This is a genomic window from Bacteroides sp. AR20, from assembly GCF_964250605.1.
Taxonomy (GTDB): domain Bacteria; phylum Bacteroidota; class Bacteroidia; order Bacteroidales; family Bacteroidaceae; genus Bacteroides; species Bacteroides uniformis.
Genome location: NZ_CAXUGK010000012.1, coordinates 86,639 through 104,760, shown reverse-complemented (window position 1 = coordinate 104,760; position 18,122 = coordinate 86,639). Strand labels below are relative to the sequence as shown.

Here is an 18,122-nt window from a genome sequence, read left to right as displayed (position 1 = left end):
ATCTTTGTCGCAATAACAGACATGTTGTATGGTAAAGTATTTATTAGTAGAAGATGAGCGCTTCGCCTACGAAGAGCTGAAGCGTATGATGCAACGGCTGCGCCCTTCCTGGCAGTTGGCGGGCTGGGCAGAGAGCGTGGAGCAGGCTGTACTGCTCTTGCGTCAGGGTAGCCTGGACTTGATGATTGTAGATATCCGCTTGTCCGACGGGTTGAGCTTTGAGATATTCGAGCAGTGTCCCGTCGATTTGCCCGTTATCTTCACCACCGCCTACGACGAATATGCCATCAAGGCTTTCAAGGTAAACAGCATCGACTATCTGCTGAAACCCATTGAAGAAAGCGACCTAGAAGCAGCCTTGTGCAAGTTCGAGCGCAACAGTGCCCTCCGTTCTGCGGCTCCCGAATATCGGTAATTGGAACTCGGCTACTTGGCAGCCAACAAGAAGAACCGTTTTCTGGTGCAGGTGGGCGATACCTTCCGCTACGTAGAAACTCCGGATGTCGCTTTCTTTTATAGTGAGGACAAGCTGACTTATCTGCACCTCTTCTCCGGGAAACGGTATATCATCAGCTACTCGCTGGACCAGTTGGAGGGAATGCTGGATAGGGATGTTTTCTTTAGGGTTTCAAGGAGCTGCATATCCAACATTAGGTCCATCCGGAAGAGTTCCAGGTACTTCGGCAGTCGCTTGAAGCTTTACTTCGAGCCGGAGTGCCCGCACGAGGTATTGGTGAGCCGCAGTCGCGTGGCCGATTTCTTGAAATGGGTGGACGGAGTGGTATGAGTTATAAGTTATGAGGCATAAGAGATACATATTCCTTTTTATACTGACGGTTTCCGTCTCGTTGCTTGTCATAGGGTGCGTTTATAACGTCATCAGCGGTAAGCCGTGGTATGCGAATATCATGGTGCAGTTCTTTCTGAATCTTCCTTTGTGCATAGGGCTGGGGTTCATCGACTTTGGGGTTATCAACTTGATATATAAAAGACTGAAACAGCGCAACAATGCGGTGAGGATTCTGGTGGATATCGTGTTGACCACTGCACTGGCTGTTCTGTTGACGTACATCTTGAACTTCCTGCTGATGGGCGGGCATGGAAATTTCTGGCATATCTTGAGAAGCTCCCTGCCGGTAGTGCCGTGGAACTGGATTATCGTTCTGCAGATAGAGATATTCTTCTATAGCCTGCAACGTTCGGAGATGGAGAAGCAGATGGCTGTCATCGAGAAGGAGAAGGCGCTGTATCAGTTCGAGGTGCTGAAAAACCAGATTAATCCCCATTTCTTATTCAATAGTCTGAATGTCCTTGCCTCCCTTGCTTATCAGGATACCGAAAAGACGAACCGGTTTGCCAAGAAGCTGTCTACGGTGTACCGTTATCTGCTCACTACGCATGGCAGAGCTACGGTGACCGTGCAGGAAGAACTGTCGTTCGTAGAGTCGTATTTATACCTGGAGCATATCCGCTTTGGCGATGCGCTGCATGTGGAGATAGAAGATGATTTGCGGAATCATCATTGTCTCGTCATTCCTGCCAGCATACAGATGCTTGTGGAGAATGCCTTGAAGCATAATATCAGTACAAAGAAGTCGCCGCTGATAGTCCATATATCCATAGGAAACGAAGGGATTACGGTACGCAAAATCTTCAGTTGCGCAACTATGTGGCCAGTAATAGAGCGGGATTGAAGAACCTGCAACGGCAGTATGCCCTATACGGCACGCTGGTGGAGATTCTTAAGGACGAAAAGGAGTTTGTGGTGAAACTTCCCTTTGTGGGCGAAGACGTGAACCGTCTCAGCACAATATAGCCCTCTTCCCGAAGAAGAATCTGGAAACGTGCATCTTGTCCATAGCCCACGCCATACCCATGCAGCCGCTAAGAGTGAAGGCGGTGGCAGTGACAAGGAACAGCATCCCCGTAGGGTCGAAGGCGAACACGGGCAGAAACGCCTTGGACAGAATGGTGAAAATGGGTGAGAAAAGGAGTATGACCAGCGTATTGCGCCCTATAAAGAAGGAAAGCCGTTTGGCTTGTACCGGCAGATAGCCGTAGGCTGCCAACAGCAGGCTGATGGAAAGCCAGGTGATGGCGACTCCTGCCAGAGTACCCCTATCCAGATTGGCGGGAAAACAGCATAGTATTACGAATGGAACAATGGCGAAGGTTGTGGCGCGAAAGACTTGTGTAAAACGAAGCCCGCTTTGGCTCACTGTCATGCCGATAAGGAAATAGAGGGCATTGGAGAAGTTCATCAATCCTCCCCAATGGGAAAGGGCAAACAGGCAGACACCGGTCACAACCAGCCGGGAGACAACCGACAGCCTTACATAGCGGAATGTGATATAATAGATGAGGCTGCACAGAATCAGTGTATGCAGATACCAGTAAGGCCCCATCGGATGGAGGAATATCTTGTCGAGCAATACGGTAGGAGTAATGGCATCTACACTTTCGCGTACGGGCAGGAAATGCGACATCAACGTATAGGCCGCCTCCATGCAGGCATACGGAATGAAAATCCATAGAAGCTTGCGGAGAAAGCTTCGGGCATCCTTCCGGTTATTGGCCAGATAGCCCGAAATAATCAGGAAAGCGGACATGTGGAACGTATAGACGATTTGTTTCGCATACGGATACTTGTCGCCTATATATACAAGGTGGAAGATAATCATCAGGGTGATGAAGATGCATTTCAGATAATCTATCTCTTTGACACGGCTTTCCATATAGGGTAGTTTTCTGCGTATTGTTATTGATGGCACAAATATATATACTTCCGTAAACTTATTTATATTTTGCAAAGGGATTAAGCTTATTTTCTCTTTTACCGATTGCTTTTATGTATGGAAAATGTATATTTGTGCATGAATCATTAACTTAATGTAAAACAGACTATGATAACAAGCCAATTACTTCACCCGGCCAGTATTGTGGTAGTGGGGGCATCCAACAATGTACACAAACCCGGAGGGGCTATCCTGAAAAATCTGCTTAGCGGCGGATATACCGGTGAGCTTCGTGCCGTGAATCCGAAAGAGACTGAAGTGCAGGGTGTTGCTGCCTTTGCGGATGTGAAGGACATTCCCGATACGGACCTTGCCATCCTTGCCATACCTGCCGCGCTTTGTCCCGATGCGGTGGAGATGCTTGCTGCGGAGAAGCAGGTGAAGGCGTTCATTATCCTTTCTGCCGGTTTTGGTGAGGAGACCCATGAGGGTGCTGTGCTGGAAGATCGCATACTGGAAACGGTGAACCGGTATGGAGCCTCTCTGATAGGCCCCAACTGTATCGGTTTTATGAACTCGTGGCATCACAGTGTATTCAGCCAGCCCATCCCGCAACTGCATCCGCAAGGGGTGGACCTGATTTCCAGCTCCGGTGCCACAGCGGTGTTCATATTGGAGAGCGCCGTGACCAAGGGATTGCAGTTCAACTCTGTATGGTCTGTGGGCAATGCCAAGCAAATCGGCGTGGAGGATGTGTTGCAATACATGGACGAACACTTCAATCCGGAAGCGGATTCCAGAATAAAACTTCTTTATATAGAGAGTATCGGTGACCCCGACCGTCTGCTGTTTCATGCATCCTCGCTCATCAAGAAGGGCTGCAAGATTGCGGCCATCAAGGCGGGCAGTAGCGAAAGCGGCAGCCGGGCGGCGAGTTCGCATACGGGGGCCATTGCCAGTAGCGATTCGGCGGTAGAGGCTTTGTTCCGTAAGGCGGGTATTGTGCGTTGCTATTCGCGCGAGGAGTTGACGACCGTAGGTTGTATCTTCACACTGCCGGAACTGAAAGGGAAAAACTTCGCCATCATTACCCATGCCGGCGGTCCGGGAGTGATGCTGACCGATGCATTGAGTAAGGGTGGACTGAATGTTCCGAAACTGGAAGGACCGGTGGCGGAGGAACTTAAGGGTAAGCTTTTCCCCGGTGCGGCTGTGGGGAATCCCATTGATATTCTGGCTACGGGTACGCCGGAACATCTGCGCCTCTGTCTGGAGTATTGTGAGGAGAAGTTTGACAATATTGATGCTGTAATGGCTATTTTCGGCACTCCGGGGCTGGTGACCATGTTTGAAATGTATGATGTGCTGCACGAGAAGATGCTGCATTGCAAGAAGCCGATTTTTCCGATTCTTCCTTCCATCAATACGGCGGGAGCCGAGGTTGCCGCTTTCCTGGCAAAGGGCCATGTGAACTTTGCCGATGAGGTGACTCTCGGCACGGCACTTTCGCGGATAATGAATGCCCCGCGGCCTGCCAATAATGAAATCGAGCTCTTTGGAGTGGATGTTCCCCGTATCCGCCGGATTATAGATTCCATTCCTGCGGACGGTTATATCGCCCCGCACTATGTGCAGGCATTGCTCCGCTCTGCAGGTATTCCTATTGTGGAGGAGTTTGTTTCGGACAACAAGGAAGAAGTGCTTGCCTTTGCGCGTCGCACGGGGTTCCCGGTGGTGGCAAAGGTGGTGGGGCCGGTGCATAAGTCGGATGTGGGCGGTGTTGTGCTCAATATCAAGAGTGAACAGCATTTGGCATTGGAATTCGACCGTATGATGCAGATTCCCGAAGCTAGTGCTATCATGGTGCAGCCGATGTTGAAAGGGACGGAATTGTTTATCGGTGCCAAATATGAAGAGAAGTTCGGACATGTGGTACTCTGCGGTCTGGGCGGTATTTTTGTGGAGGTGCTGAAGGATATATCTTCCGGTCTTGCACCGTTGTCCTACGAGGAGGCTTACTCCATGATTCACTCGTTGCGTGCCTATAAGATTATCAAAGGTACGCGTGGGCAGAAGGGAGTGAATGAAGATAAATTTGCCGAAATTATTGTACGGCTTTCCACCTTGCTGCGCTTTGCAACGGAAATCAAGGAGATGGATATCAATCCATTGTTGGCGACTGAAAAGCAGGTGATAGCGGTGGATGCGCGCATTCGGATAGAAAAATAAGGGTTAGAGATTAGGGATTAGGGATTAAAGGGGCTGACTGTTAATCGCTCACCGCTAATCCCTTTTTCATCCTGCCCAGCCCTCCCTATCCAGATTTCTATATCCGATAGCTTCCGCCAAGTGTGCCGGCTGTATCAATTCGCAGCCTTCCAGGTCGGCGATGGTGCGTGATACTTTCAATATACGGTCGTAGGCGCGGGCCGAAAGGTTCAGTCGGTTCATGGCAGTTTTGAGCATGGCAAGTCCTTTGTCATCCGGACGGGCGTGGCGAGCAAGCAGTTTACTGTTCATCTGGGCATTACAATATATGCCGGGAATGTCTGCATACCTTGCTTCTTGAATTTGTCGGGCACGTATCACACGCTCGCGTATGGTGGCGCTCGATTCGCCGGGGCGGGAATCTGCCATCTCTTCAAAGGGGAGTGGGGTGACTTCAATTTGCAGGTCGATACGGTCGAGCAAAGGTCCGGATATGCGGTTCAGGTACTTTTGTACTTGTCCAGGACTGCATACACAAGCCTTGGTGGGATGCGTGTAATACCCGCATGGACACGGATTCATAGAGGCTACCAGCATAAAACTTGCCGGGTACTCTACATTGCATCGGATGCGTGACACGGTAATCTTCCTATCTTCCAGCGGTTGGCGAAGAACCTCCAATACGTTGCGGCTGTACTCTGGCAGTTCATCAAGATATAAAATGCCGTTATGTGCCAGACTGATTTCACCGGGTTGGGGGAAACTTCCTCCACCGGTCATCGCTACCGTAGAAATGGTGTGGTGAGGGTCGCGGAACGGGCGTTTCGAGATGAGCCCACCGTCTTTGCCCAACTTTCCGGCAACAGAATGAATCTTGGTCGTTTCCAGACTCTCTCCCAAAGAGAGGGGAGGAAGTATAGATGGCAGACGCTTGGCAAGCATGGACTTACCGCTGCCCGGCGAACCGATGAGAAGTATATTGTGGCTGCCCGAAGCAGCTACCTCTAAGGCTCGTTTCACATTTTCCTGCCCTTTTACTTCTGCAAAGTCGAAATCAAAGTTGCTCTGCTGGGAATAGAATTCCTCGCGGGTGTTGACTAACGTAGGGGTTAATTCCTGCGTGCCATTAAAGAATTCTATAACTTCCTTGATGTTTCCCGCTCCGTACACTTTCAGATTGTTTACTACTGCCGCTTCGTGGGCATTCTGTTGCGGTACAATCATACCCTCAAACCCCAGTTCTCTGGCCTTGATGGCAATGGGGAGTGCTCCTTTGATAGGTTGCAGGCTGCCGTCAAGGCTTAGTTCACCCATCAGCAGATAGCGTTCCAGCTTATCGGACTGGATAACTTCGCTGGCGGCAAGTATGCCGATGGCTAAAGGTAAATCGTAAGCTGCACCTTCCTTGCGGATGTCAGCCGGAGCCATGTTGATGACAATATTGCTGGTCGGCATCCGGTAGCCGTTGACCTGCAAAGCAGATATGATACGTTGATGGCTTTCTTTGACCGCAGAGTCCGGCAAACCGACTAAATAGAACATACAGCCTCTGGAACTGTTGACTTCAATGGTGATGAGGGTTGCGTCAATACCTTGAACAGCCGCTCCAAAAACTTTTATGAGCACGTTTTTAGTGATTAGGGGTTAGTGATGGCAGGATAGGCTACCGTCGGTTTTGTTTTTTGAGTTTCTTTTCACTCTCTTTCTTCTCTTTTTCCTTTTGCTCTATCTCCTCCAGTTTCTTTTTGATGTCTTCCTCACTCATATTCTTCCCTTCAATTTTTCCGGAAGGGCTAAGGAACAGATTGGCAGGCAATGCTTGTATGGCGAGCTGTTTGATGGGCGCTGTGTTCCATCCGGAGAAATCACAACTCTGTTCCCACTTCAGGGTATCTCTTTTGATTGCTTCTTCCCATTCCTTTCTGTCGATATCCAAGGAAATGCCCCAGAGTGCGAATAGCTTGTTCTTTTCTTCTTTCTTGTAAATCCGGCGCAGGGCAGCGTTGGCTTCCATGCTTTGTGGGTCCCAAGATGCCCAAAAATGTATCAACAGATATTTGTCCTTAAAGCTAGTACGGCTGATTTGTGTGCCTTTGGCATTGGGCAGGTTGACGTAAGGGATGGTTTTCCCGACGGATACCTTCTCTTCTTCTTGGATAAGGTCAAGCAGTTCGTCCACATATGGGCGGTCTTTCAGGCCTCCGGTCATGTGTTCTGTCATTTCTTTGATTAAGGAGAAGTCCGGTTGCGGTTTTTGCACGAAATATTTCTCCAGCAGATAGATACTTACCAGTGAAGAAGGATGGCTGTTGATGAAGGCTTCTGCTTTTTCTTCCAATGCTTTCTCCGAGGGAGTACTCAAACCTTTCAACTCTTTCTGAAAGGCGGTCAGTTCTTCATTGGGAACATTCCCCGTGATTTCCAGTGAAGTAAGTTCGGCGGCAGAACCTTTTATCTTTATGTTGTCTCCTTTGTCCAGGTAAAGCGGATATTCCGTACCGTCACTGAATTGCAACCATGTAGAGGCAAGTGTGTCGGTGGTGAGGGTTGCAGAGAACTTGTCATCCTTGACAAGCAGAGTGTCCATACGGTTATAGAACTTGTCCGTACCATATATATAAAGGGTATCATTCCCCAGCCCTTTGATTTCACCATTTAGGTAGACTGAATTTGTATTTTTGCTGCCGCAGGCAGACAATATAATAAGCAGAAGGTATGCAAGATAGATTTTCTTCATTCCGGTTCTTTTTCTGATACTTCGTCGCGAAAATACTTCTTTTTGGTGTGAATAAAAAGAAATGCCCGACATATTTCTATGCCGGGCACGTTCTTTTCAATCTAACCTTTATTATTTGATGATATTCATAAAGTCAGTGTTAGTGAAGTATTTGGCGAATTCCAGGTCAGAAGCAGCCTTCTTTGCCAAAGCCGGTTCTTTTGCAATGGCATTCTTCAGACTGCTGGTTACCATAGATGTATTGTTGGTTCTTGCGCCAAGTACAGCCATCAGGTAGTCAGTATAAGCGTCTGGTCTTTCGATAGCAGCCAGTGTGTTCTTAGCCTTGTTGTAGTCCTTAGCCAGGATTTGTGCCAAAGCAGCGCTGTTAGTCTTAGTGTCGCCAAATGAGCTGACAGCCTTGTCGTACTGTCCTTGAGCAACATACAGATTACCCAATGCCTCGTTCAGTTCCTTAGAACCGGAAGCCTTGCTCAGATAGCTTTCTGCTGCTGTTCTGTCGCCCTTGGTCAAGGCAATCAGACCGAGATTCATGTTTGCTTCAGGAGCATCCTTGATGGAGAGAGCTTTCTTGAAGTAGCTTTCAGCCTTGTCAAGATCACCAGCCTGATAAGCCAGTTTACCTAAGTTGTTGTAAGCACGGAAATCGTTCGGGTAGATTTGAGTAGCTTTTGTGAAGATGGCTTCTTGCTTGGCAGCATCTTTAGTCAAGGTGGTGGCATACAGTAATTCTTCGATGTTCAGCTGCTTGGCATCGCTGTCGGCGAGGTTTGCGATTTCTTCGTCAGACTTACCGATGATTTCGTAGTTCAAAGTCAGGCGTGAACGACGCAGTTGCGGCAGGATTTCGTCAGCCAAAGTCTTATAAACAGAAGAGATGTTCTTGATTTCTTGTTCTCTTTGTTCAGGATCCTGATACATGGAAAGAACGCGAAGAATCAATTCTTTATCTTGGATGTTTGATTTGGATACCAGTTCCTGGAAGCCTTCCCAGTCCTGAGCCGTATACTTGGTGTCTACTGCTGCATCGATTTTTGCTTTCTTCAAATCTCTGTTGATGATTTTAGCCGTGTTGTCCTGGCGGTTCTCAGCCAGTGTAGTATTCAAGCCTACACCACCATCGGGAGAAGCGTATGCGGAGATTTCGATGTTGCTGATTTTCTTGTTTTCAGCTTCGTCTATGTTTTTCACTTCTTTGCCGAATTCTTTGGCAGTCTTCAATTCGCTGGCGCGTACGTTGGCTTGTTGAATCAAGAACATGATGTTGGCGTCATGCTTTTCTTTGATGATACGTTGGAAAGCGTCGTCACCATTGGCGGGGTTAGCGCTGCCCAATGTTTGTTCCAGCATCTCAGAAGTGGAGATTACACCATCAGCTACTTTTACAGCAGGGATAGTGACAGTCTTTTTGCCTACTGTAGCCTTGAATTCCAGATACAGTTCGGATTTGGCCATTTCCGGTACATAGTCGAAAGATGTCTTCATAGTGTAGCTGCCGCCCATCTTGTAAGAGATAGTCTGGTCGTTACCTTCTACTTTTTCGCCCTGGAACACAGCCGATTGGCCTTTAGCTTCGCCGCCATTCCATTTCAGCACAGGGGTCACTTCTACCACAGCCTTCTTGTTGAAGTACTTTTCGGGGAATTTTCCGTTGATTGTAGCGGGAACTTTACCACCCACAGCTTCCAGAACTTGAGGAGTTACGGTGAAATAATCTGATGACAATTCACCCATCTTTTTGCTGCACGATGTCATTAATGCAACAACCATTGCCATTAAAAACGGCAGATACAATTTCTTAGTCATTTTAGGTATAAATTAATTGTTTGTAATTGAAATTTGTCTATTCCATTTTAGTGTGCTGTTTGGGCATGGACACAACAACGCAAAGATATTAAATCCTATTACAGTTTGTTAACTCGCGCAGCAATTTTATCATAATTTAATGAATTTCCCGCTCTTTGCGGTACTTTATATTGCGGGGATGATGTTCTATGATTTCACTGCGCAATCTGTGCCGGTCAATATGTGTGTAAATTTCTGTTGTAGCGATAGATTCGTGACCCAGCATACTTTGTATGGCGCGCAGGTTGGCGCCTCCTTCAAGCAGGTGGGTGGCAAAGGAATGGCGGAAGGTGTGCGGACTGATGTTTTTGGTGATGCCGGCCTTCTTCGCCAGTTCCTTGATGAGATGGAATACCATGATGCGCGAGATATTTTTGCCCCAGCGTGCCAGGAATACATAGTCCTCGAAGTCCTTCTTGATTTTCCAGCCTCCATTGCGGTCCACGAACCAGTTCCTTATCTCCTTGATGGCACGGGACGATATGGGTACAAGGCGCTGTTTGCTGCCCTTACCTTCTACCTTGATGAAGCCTTCGTCGAAATACAAGTCGGAGATTTTCAGGTTGCACAGTTCCGATACCCGTAGGCCGCAACTGTATAGAGTCTCGAGGATGGCCCGGTTGCGTTGCCCCTCGTTTGTGCCTAGGTCAATGGCGGAGATGATGCGGTCTATCTCTTCCACTGTCAGTACTTCTGGAAGCTTGAATCCGATTTTGGGTCCCTCCAACAGTTCGCTGGGGTCTCCCTCCAGGTAGTCGGCCATGACGAGGAAATGGAAGAATGACTTGATGCCCGACAAGATGCGTGCCTGCGAGCGGGGATGGATGCCGATGTCGTGCAGTCCGGAGGCAAAATGCTGCAAGTCATCCAGGGTAGTGTCAAGGATAGCGATACCCTCTCCTTCCAGAAAGTGCAGCAGCTTCTGTAAGTCTGTTTGGTAAGCATCCACTGTATTGGGTGAGAGTGCTTTTTCCAGTTTCAGATACTGGTGGTACTTTCTGATTATCAGCGTTTGTTTCTCCTTATTCGTGGATTTTTCTTCTGATTTCATTTCTTTTTTCTACCTTTGCTTCGCGAAAATAGGCTGCATTTCAGCAAATTGCAAATAAATTTGCATCTGCTTTCGGTTTGCACTATCTTTGCACCGCAAAGGTATAAAAAATTGTGTTATGAGGATACAGATTATTAACGGCCCCAATATAAATCTCTTGGGCAAACGTGAACCTTCCATTTACGGTAGCGTTACTTTTGAAGACTACCTTGCCGAACTCCGTAAGAAATATGCGGATGTACAGATTGACTATTTCCAGTCCAACATTGAGGGAGAGCTGATAGACAAGATTCAGCAGGTAGGTTTTGATGTGGACGGCATCATTTTGAATGCGGGTGCTTACACCCATACGTCCATCGCTCTGCAAGATGCTATCCGTTCGGTCACTTCTCCGGTGATTGAGGTGCATATCTCTAATGTACATGCCCGCGAGGCTTTTCGTCATGTGTCCATGATTTCCTGCGCTTGCAAGGGTGTCATTCTCGGTTTCGGGCTGAACTCCTACCGTCTGGCCATGGAGGCATTAAAAGATTATTAAATAAAATAGGTATATAGATTATGTTATTGAAGCAAACGAAGATTGTCGCAACGATTTCTGACCAGCGCTGTGATGTTGATTTTATAAAGCAGTTGTTCGATGCAGGTATGAATGTTGTACGTATGAATACTGCACATCTTGGCCGTGAAGGTGCCGAGAAGTTGATTAACAATGTGCGTTCGGTTTCCAACCGCATCGCTATCCTGATGGATACGAAAGGACCGGAGGTCCGCACGACGGTTCTGGCTGAGCCCATTCCTTTCAAGGCGGGCGACCGCGTGAAGGTGGTAGGCAACCCGGAGCAGGAGACTACCCGTGAATGTATCTCGGTATCCTATCCCCATTTCGTCAAAGACTTGAATGTGGACGGCCATATCCTTATTGATGACGGTGACTTGGAGTTGGTTGTTGTAGAGAAGACCCCCGACTACCTGCTCTGCGAAGTACAGAATGAGGCTACTCTGGGCAGCCGCAAGAGCGTCAACGTTCCCGGCGTCCGCATCAATCTGCCTTCTCTGACGGAGAAGGACCGCACCAATATCCTTTATGCCATTGAGAAGAACATAGACTTCATTGCCCACTCCTTTGTGCGCAATAAGCAGGATATACTCGACATCAAGGCGATTCTTGACGCTCATAACAGCGATATCCGTATTGTTGCTAAGATTGAGAACCAGGAAGGCGTTGATAATATCGATGAAATCCTGGAAGTAGCCGACGGTGTGATGATAGCTCGCGGTGACCTCGGTATTGAAGTTCCGCAGGAACGTATTCCGGGCATCCAGCGTGTGCTCATCCGCAAGTGTATTCTTGCCAAGAAGCCGGTGATTGTTGCCACACAGATGCTTCATACCATGATTTCCAATCCGCGTCCCACCCGTGCGGAGGTAACGGACATTGCCAATGCCATCTATTATCGTACGGATGCCTTGATGTTGAGCGGTGAAACCGCCTATGGAAAGTATCCGGTAGAAGCGGTGAAGACGATGACCAAGATTGCCGCCCAAGCGGAGAAAGACAAGCTGTCTGACAACGATATCCGTATTCCGCTGGACGAGAACAGCAACGACGTGACTGCGTTCCTGGCCAAACAAGCGGTAAAGGCTACCACCAAACTGAAAATCCGTGCAATCATCACCGACAGTTACAGCGGCCGTACTGCCCGTAACCTTGCCGCTTTCCGTGGCAAATATCCGGTATTGGCCATCTGCTACAAGGAAAAGACCATGCGGCACCTTGCCCTTTCCTACGGTGTGGAAGCTATCTATATGCCCGAACTTGCCAACGGGCAGGAATATTACTTTGCAGCCTTGCGTCGCTTGTTGAAGGAAGGCCGTTTATGTCCTACGGACATGGTGGGCTACCTGAGTAGCGGTAAAGCCGGTACGCGCACTTCTTTCCTCGAAATCAACGTGGTGGAAGATGCCCTGAAACATGCTGAAGATAGTGTGTTGCCCAACAGTAACAGATATTTGTAGGATAAGGGATTAAGGATAAGGGGTTAGGGATTAGCGGTTAATGATTAATTAATAATTGTGCGCAGAACTAACCCCTAACCCCTAATCCCTTATCCCTAACCTATAATCCATTAACAAAGTGACGATTGACGAATACATTTTGCAGCACATTGATGATGAGGGCGATTATCTGAAAGCGCTCTATCGCGACACGCATGTCAAGTTGCTATATCCCCGCATGGCTTCCGGACATTTGCAGGGGCGTATGCTCAAGATGTTTGTACGGATGATTCGTCCCCGGCAGGTGCTGGAGATAGGGACTTATAGCGGATATTCCGCACTTTGCATAGCAGAAGGACTGCCGGAGGGCGGGATGCTGCATACGTTTGAAATCAACGACGAGCAGGAGGACTTCACCCGTCCGTGGCTGGAGAATTCCGATTACGCGGATAAAATCAGGTTCTACATTGGCGATGCCTTGGAGCGGGTACCGCAACTGGACCTCACTTTCGACCTTGCCTTTATTGACGGAGATAAGCGTAAATACATAGAGTATTATGAAATGGTGCTCGCCCGCCTTTCCGGCGGTGGATATATCATTGCCGACAATACCTTGTGGGATGGCCATGTGCTGGAAGAACAACCCCATCGCACAGACCTGCAAACAATCAGTATCAAAGCCTTCAATGATTTGGTGGCGCGGGATGCGCGCGTGGAGAAAGTCATTCTTCCCCTGCGTGACGGATTGACGATTATCCGTAAGAAGTAACTGTTTTTTTATCTTTTTCTCAGCAGCCGCTTGCTGAGGTATCTCACCGGATACCATACGGACAAGAAGCCTACAGTGATGACCGTTAAGAATACCAGAATAATATCCGTGGCATGTACACTTACCGGATAAGCGTCCACTACAAAACTTCCATTGCCTCCCCCCAATGAAATCAACCCGAAACGTTGCTGCAGAAAGCACAGCAACAATCCTAAAACGATGCCGGAGAGGGCGCCGAATACAGAAATCATCCTGCCTTCGAACAAGAAGATGCGCGCTATGAGCCGGTCATCGGCACCCAGGTTGCGCAGTGTCTCCACGTCCTCCCGTTTGTCCAGTATCAGCATGGACAGCGAACCGATGACATTGAAGCATGCGATACCCAGAATGAAGGTGAGGAAGAGATAAGAGATGAGTTTCTCTATTTCCATGATGCGGAAAACATCGGCCTGCTGCTCGTAGCGGTTCTGTACAATGAACCGGTCGCCGAGAATGCCTGCTATTTTCTTTTGTACGGAGCCGATGTTGGAACCGGGTTTCAGTTTCATCTCGATGGCAGAGACTTCCGTGTCATAATTAAACAGACGGCGGGCAAAGTCGAGTGACGTCAGTATGTAGCGTGAATCGTATTTTTGCTGGTTGACGGCAAAGATGGCGCCGGGCGAGAAGAGATACTCCCGGTTGAAAGCCGCAGTGGGGTTGGCTATGTTTACCCGTACGTTCCGTTTGGGGGCATAGACCTGCAACGGGTCCACGAACTGAATGCCGGTGCCCAACTCGGATATAAGTTCCACACCCAGAAAACCATAGTCCACCATCGAGTCGCTCAGTAGGAACTTTCCCGTCCCATAGAGCAAGCTGTCGATGGATGTAAGCTGTTCGAAATTGTCCTCCACTCCCTTGATGACGGCCATTGCCTGGCGGTCCTTGTACTGCACCATGGCATTCTCTTCCAGTGTTTCCGTCCACACGTCAATCTCGGACAGGGCGTGTACTTGCCGGATGCACGCTTCGTGCGGGTCGAAAACCTTACCTTCGCGGACGGTGATTTTCAGTTCCGGGTCGAAGGCTGTGAAAAAGCCTGCCACCATGTCCTGAAAACCGTTGAACACGGACAAGGTGCATACCAACGCCAACGTAGCCAATGCCACTCCACACACCGAAATACCGGAGATGATATTAATGGCATTGTGTTTCTTCTTGGAGAAGAGGTAGCGGCGGGCTATAAAGAAGGGAAGGGACATTATTTCAACAGTTCATCAATTCGTTCCAGATAGTCCAGTGAGTCGTCTACGAAGAACTTCAGTTCGGGGATAATGCGTAGTTGGTGGCGTACGCGGGTACCCAGTTCAAAGCGTATGGATTTCATGTTTCCGTTGATGTTCTTGACTATTTCTTCGCTTTTCTCCGAGGGGAATATACTGAGATAAGCGCGCGCCACGCTCATGTCGGGGCTGATGCGTACGGCACTGACGGAAATCAGTATGCCGGGCATGGACTTGGTTTGCAACAAGAAGATATCACTCAGTTCCTTCTGCAGGAGACGGGCTATTTTATTTTGTCTGGTAGTTTCCATACTGTTCATTTTTTTATGCTGGGGTGCAGCCTGTTTTCACGTTAGCAAAGTTACTGAAATATATCGTTCTGCCGACTGTTTATAGCTTTTTTTTCATTCTTTTCCCTATTGTAGGGTTCATTCTTTTCCGTTCTGTCGATGAGATATGCCTTTTCGTAGATTCTATTTGTTGTTCTTGTTATGCTTCCCTAACTTTGATGTCAGTTCGGAGAACTGCTGATGATGAGTGAAGAAGGAAGAGAACCATTCCGTTATAGAAGAGACTCTCTCTAAATAGCGTTTTTTCATGTATTATTGACTTGAACCGTTTTTACCCGGGAGGGTAGAAACGGTTTTTTTGCGCATCTGACCGGGCTTTCTTGTCTCTTGCATAGGCTTCCGTTGTGTGCTACATAGGCTTCTGTTGTGTTTTGCACGGTGGTTTGTCTTGAGAAGCCTTTGGGTTTATCATGTGCGCACGGCTGTGGTACGCCTTTTCCACAGTCGTGAAGAAGACGTGCCACAGCTGTGAAGAATATGCTTCACAGCCGTGGTTTTTCATCAATATATAGGGGTTGACAGAACAGACATAAGGGAATGACAGAACAAACATGAGGGGATAACGGAACGGACATAAGCACTCGACGCATTCCGTATCAGGGTATGAATAGCGGAATGCGTCGAGTCCTTGTGGGGGAATGATATGATATTTTTTTATGCCTTTACATACTTCCTTTTGGCTATCAGCACTGCCACGATGATACCTATCACCAGCAGTGCCAGTGCTCCGTAGGCGATGCCTTCCGTCACGTGTAGGCTGGTGGGGTCAAAGCGCATTTCGATGGTGTGCTGTCCGGCAGGAACATACATTGTGCGCAGGATATAGTCGGCGCGTGCCAGTTCGGCAGGCTGTCCGTCGATGGTTACGTGCCAGCCGTCCGGATAATAGATTTCGGAGAATACGGCAATACCGTCTTGGGCATTGTTCGTTTCGTACGTCAGGCGGTTAGGTGCGTAACTTGTCAGGCGGATGCTGGAGAGGCTGTCTTTATAACTTTCCGTGGTACCTTTCAGTACATCCTTGAAGCGGGCATCCACTACGGCTGTCTCTGTGGGTATGATGCTGTCCAGGGCGTCAATCTCTTCGTTGGCGTTGTTCACATACTGCACCTTGTTTACAAACCATGCATTGCCGTAGGCGTGCGGGTTGAGGATGGGAACGGTTTGTCTTTGCTGCCCTGCAGGGAAGATGAAGTATTTGGTGTTCAGCATGTTCAGTATGCGGAACTTATTGGCATCCACGCTGTCCATCTCACCTCCGGCGGTGGCAATGGCCTTGTAGGCCGCCTGCATTTCGGGAGAGATGTGATGCTCTATCATTTCCTGGTAGCGGCGCAGCTTGGCCGGGTGATAACCGCCGACGCTTTTGTGCCAGTAGGAGGTGTTGTTGTCATCGAAGGTGCTGGTGGCAAAGTTCAATACACGATAGTCCAAGCTGGTATCTTGCAGTATCAGCTCGTCTGTATTCGTCTTGGTGAAGGTTTCCGTACGGATGGAGTGGGGCACGAACTGGGCATCATTCAGATAGCGCTTGTTGACCCCCCACATATCTGCCAGGCAGAGTATGGTGATACCTGCAATGGTCAGCGAGCTGCGCAGCTTGCCGCTTGCATAGAGCCAGAGCAGGCTGCAGCCGATGCCTATGATGATGAAGCTACGCAGGGCGTCGCTGCTGACGAGTTCGGCACGCATCTCTCCCAAGTTGGCAAGGATGCCGGAGAGCTCGTTGGCGGGTATCATCTGCTGGTTGACGGCATTCTGCAGCATCTGTGCCTCTTGGGCGGGCACGTAGCCGGAGCCGATGCTGCCCGGGGCAATGGCAAGCAGCAGGGCGATGCCTGCAGTGAGCAGCAGGCTGATGCCGAGGGGCTTCTTTTCTTGTTTTAAGATTTCCGGCTCTTCGAGCAGGCGTTTCAGGGCAAAGATAGCCAGCAAAGGTATCGTGAACTCTGCTATGACAAGGATGGAGGACACGGCGCGGAACTTGTTGTACAACGGGACGTAATCGATGAAGAAATCCGTCAGTGGCATGAAGTTCTTGCCCCAGGACAAGACGATGGAGAAGAAGGTGGCTCCTATCAATGCCCACTTCAACGGTCCTTTCACGATGAAGCATCCCAGTACGAACAGAAACAAGACGAATGCTCCGACGTAGACGGGACCCGACGTCATGGGCTGGGTACCGAAATATTGTGTCAGTGAGCCGTACAGACTACTGTACATCGGGTTTGCCTTGCTCATGGCAGTTTCACTCTGGCTGAGGGCGGCAGATGCTCCGCCTTTGAAGTTGGGCACCAGCAGAGTCAGTGTTTCGTCGATGCCGTAGCTCCACTGGGTGATGTAGTCGCGGTCCAGCCCGCTACTGGTCTGCTTGGCAGCGTCGCCGGTCTGCACCAGTTCGCTCTTGCCGCGCATGGTTTCTTTGCTGTAGGCATAGGTGTGATAGAGGTTGGATACGTTGGTGGCTATGCCGACGAGGGCTGCTACAATCAGTACGGCACTTGCCTTGAAGAACTGGGGCAATGTCTTGGTACGCCATGCTTTCTCGAAGTAGGCTCCCACAAAGAAAAGGATGACGAAGAAGAAGTAATAGGACATTTGCACGTGGTTCGAGGTGATTTGCAGGGCCACGAACAAGGCGGTGAGGATGCCTCCCCACAGCAGTTTCCCACGATAGGCGAGCACGATGCCCGCTATGGTGGGCGGCACGTAGGCAAGGGTGATGAACTTCCAGATGTGTCCGGCGGATATCAGGATAAAGAAATAGGACGAGAATGCCCACATGATACCGCCCAGTCCGGCCAGCCAGACCGGTATGCCGAAGACGCGCAGCAGGATGTAGAAGCCGAGCATCAGCATGAATGTGAGGCACACATAGTCGGGCAGGAAGAGTTGGTAGGCTTTCTGTACCCACTGCAGTGACTTGGTGGAGTCATACGAAGGGGCTATCTGATACATGGGCATACCGCCGAACAGCGAGTTTGTCCAACGGCTGCGTTCGCCCGTCTGTTCGTAATACTCCTTGACTTCTTGTCCTGCCCCTGCTCCTGCAGCCGTGTCGTGCTGAAAGAGAATACGGTTTTCTATATCCGCCGGGAAGAAGTAGGCGAAGGAAAGGAGGACGAATGCCAAGATGGCAATAAGGTCGGGAAGAAGCTTCTTCATGA

12 protein-coding genes and 2 pseudogenes are annotated in these 18,122 nt (G+C 49.2%); 6 read left to right on the top strand and 8 right to left on the bottom strand.

Features of this window, described 5'->3' with window-relative positions:
* The first annotated feature begins 28 nt into the window (after positions 1 to 28).
* Together ACESTD_RS08425 and ACESTD_RS08420 are read left to right on the top strand one after the other, a co-directional pair.
* A pseudogene (locus ACESTD_RS08425) lies at positions 29 to 787 on the top strand (LytR/AlgR family response regulator transcription factor).
* Positions 788 to 797: 10 nt separating this feature from the next.
* A pseudogene (locus ACESTD_RS08420) lies at positions 798 to 1,816 on the top strand (sensor histidine kinase).
* On the opposite strand, the gene ACESTD_RS08415 reads toward ACESTD_RS08420, so the two are convergent.
* On the bottom strand, positions 1,803 to 2,735 hold the full coding sequence (locus tag ACESTD_RS08415) for an acyltransferase family protein (protein ID WP_373158758.1): 933 nt from the start codon (positions 2,733 to 2,735) through the stop codon (positions 1,803 to 1,805). The pseudogene ACESTD_RS08420 and the gene ACESTD_RS08415 sit on opposite strands and share 14 nt — an antisense overlap.
* A 168-nt stretch (positions 2,736 to 2,903) precedes the next feature.
* On the opposite strand from ACESTD_RS08415, the gene ACESTD_RS08410 reads away from it, so the two are divergent.
* Positions 2,904 to 4,964, top strand: coding sequence for an acetate--CoA ligase family protein (locus ACESTD_RS08410; RefSeq protein ID WP_005834364.1), 2,061 nt, complete (start codon positions 2,904 to 2,906; stop codon positions 4,962 to 4,964).
* Positions 4,965 to 5,030: 66 nt separating this feature from the next.
* Here the strand turns inward: ACESTD_RS08410 and ACESTD_RS08405 are convergent, their stop codons facing one another.
* From ACESTD_RS08405 to xerD, 4 genes are all read right to left on the bottom strand, one after another.
* Positions 5,031 to 6,569, bottom strand: a complete 1,539-nt coding sequence (locus ACESTD_RS08405) for a YifB family Mg chelatase-like AAA ATPase (RefSeq protein WP_005834366.1) — start codon at positions 6,567 to 6,569, stop codon at positions 5,031 to 5,033.
* A gap of 37 nt (positions 6,570 to 6,606) precedes the next feature.
* Positions 6,607 to 7,680: a TlpA disulfide reductase family protein gene (locus tag ACESTD_RS08400; RefSeq protein WP_005834368.1), complete on the bottom strand. Its 1,074-nt coding sequence runs from the start codon at positions 7,678 to 7,680 to the stop codon at positions 6,607 to 6,609.
* Positions 7,681 to 7,791: 111 nt separating this feature from the next.
* Positions 7,792 to 9,486: a tetratricopeptide repeat protein gene (locus tag ACESTD_RS08395; RefSeq protein ID WP_005834370.1), complete on the bottom strand. Its 1,695-nt coding sequence runs from the start codon at positions 9,484 to 9,486 to the stop codon at positions 7,792 to 7,794.
* A 136-nt stretch (positions 9,487 to 9,622) separates the two neighbouring features.
* A complete protein-coding gene (gene xerD / locus ACESTD_RS08390; protein WP_005830767.1) occupies positions 9,623 to 10,576 on the bottom strand; it encodes a site-specific tyrosine recombinase XerD in 954 nt (317 codons plus the stop codon).
* Between the two features lie 118 nt (positions 10,577 to 10,694).
* On the opposite strand from xerD, the gene aroQ reads away from it, so the two are divergent.
* The 3 genes from aroQ (at position 10,695) to ACESTD_RS08375 (ending at position 13,340) form a co-directional block, all read left to right on the top strand.
* Positions 10,695 to 11,114, top strand: a complete 420-nt coding sequence (gene aroQ / locus ACESTD_RS08385) for a type II 3-dehydroquinate dehydratase (protein ID WP_005834372.1) — start codon at positions 10,695 to 10,697, stop codon at positions 11,112 to 11,114.
* Positions 11,115 to 11,134: 20 nt separating this feature from the next.
* On the top strand, positions 11,135 to 12,592 hold the full coding sequence (gene pyk, locus ACESTD_RS08380) for a pyruvate kinase (protein WP_009037618.1): 1,458 nt from the start codon (positions 11,135 to 11,137) through the stop codon (positions 12,590 to 12,592).
* A gap of 118 nt (positions 12,593 to 12,710) precedes the next feature.
* Positions 12,711 to 13,340: an O-methyltransferase gene (locus ACESTD_RS08375; RefSeq protein WP_005830764.1), complete on the top strand. Its 630-nt coding sequence runs from the start codon at positions 12,711 to 12,713 to the stop codon at positions 13,338 to 13,340.
* A gap of 8 nt (positions 13,341 to 13,348) precedes the next feature.
* Here the strand turns inward: ACESTD_RS08375 and ACESTD_RS08370 are convergent, their stop codons facing one another.
* The 3 genes from ACESTD_RS08370 to ACESTD_RS08360 form a co-directional block, all read right to left on the bottom strand.
* Complete coding sequence (locus ACESTD_RS08370) at positions 13,349 to 14,584, bottom strand: FtsX-like permease family protein (RefSeq protein WP_195291899.1); 1,236 nt, start codon at positions 14,582 to 14,584, stop codon at positions 13,349 to 13,351.
* Positions 14,584 to 14,916, bottom strand: coding sequence for a 30S ribosome-binding factor RbfA (gene rbfA / locus ACESTD_RS08365; protein ID WP_005834378.1), 333 nt, complete (start codon positions 14,914 to 14,916; stop codon positions 14,584 to 14,586). The genes ACESTD_RS08370 and rbfA overlap by 1 nt, the downstream gene beginning before the upstream one ends.
* 693 nt (positions 14,917 to 15,609) lie before the next feature.
* Positions 15,610 to 18,120 (bottom strand): YfhO family protein, encoded by a 2,511-nt coding sequence (locus ACESTD_RS08360; RefSeq protein ID WP_373158759.1) that lies wholly within the window; start codon positions 18,118 to 18,120, stop codon positions 15,610 to 15,612.
* Between the last annotated feature and the right edge of the window lie 2 nt (positions 18,121 to 18,122).

Excerpts from the sequence above, each read along its gene's own strand:
- ACESTD_RS08415 (WP_373158758.1), bottom strand. The coding sequence starts at position 2,735 with ATGGAAAGCCGTGTCAAAGAGATAGATTATCTGAAATGCATCTTCATC.
- ACESTD_RS08410 (WP_005834364.1), top strand. The coding sequence starts at position 2,904 with ATGATAACAAGCCAATTACTTCACCCGGCCAGTATTGTGGTAGTGGGG.
- ACESTD_RS08400 (WP_005834368.1), bottom strand. The coding sequence starts at position 7,680 with ATGAAGAAAATCTATCTTGCATACCTTCTGCTTATTATATTGTCTGCC.
- ACESTD_RS08395 (WP_005834370.1), bottom strand. The coding sequence starts at position 9,486 with ATGACTAAGAAATTGTATCTGCCGTTTTTAATGGCAATGGTTGTTGCA.
- xerD (WP_005830767.1), bottom strand. The coding sequence starts at position 10,576 with ATGAAATCAGAAGAAAAATCCACGAATAAGGAGAAACAAACGCTGATA.
- aroQ (WP_005834372.1), top strand. The coding sequence starts at position 10,695 with ATGAGGATACAGATTATTAACGGCCCCAATATAAATCTCTTGGGCAAA.
- pyk (WP_009037618.1), top strand. The coding sequence starts at position 11,135 with ATGTTATTGAAGCAAACGAAGATTGTCGCAACGATTTCTGACCAGCGC.
- ACESTD_RS08370 (WP_195291899.1), bottom strand. The coding sequence starts at position 14,584 with ATGTCCCTTCCCTTCTTTATAGCCCGCCGCTACCTCTTCTCCAAGAAG.
- rbfA (WP_005834378.1), bottom strand. The coding sequence starts at position 14,916 with ATGGAAACTACCAGACAAAATAAAATAGCCCGTCTCCTGCAGAAGGAA.
- ACESTD_RS08360 (WP_373158759.1), bottom strand. The coding sequence starts at position 18,120 with ATGAAGAAGCTTCTTCCCGACCTTATTGCCATCTTGGCATTCGTCCTC.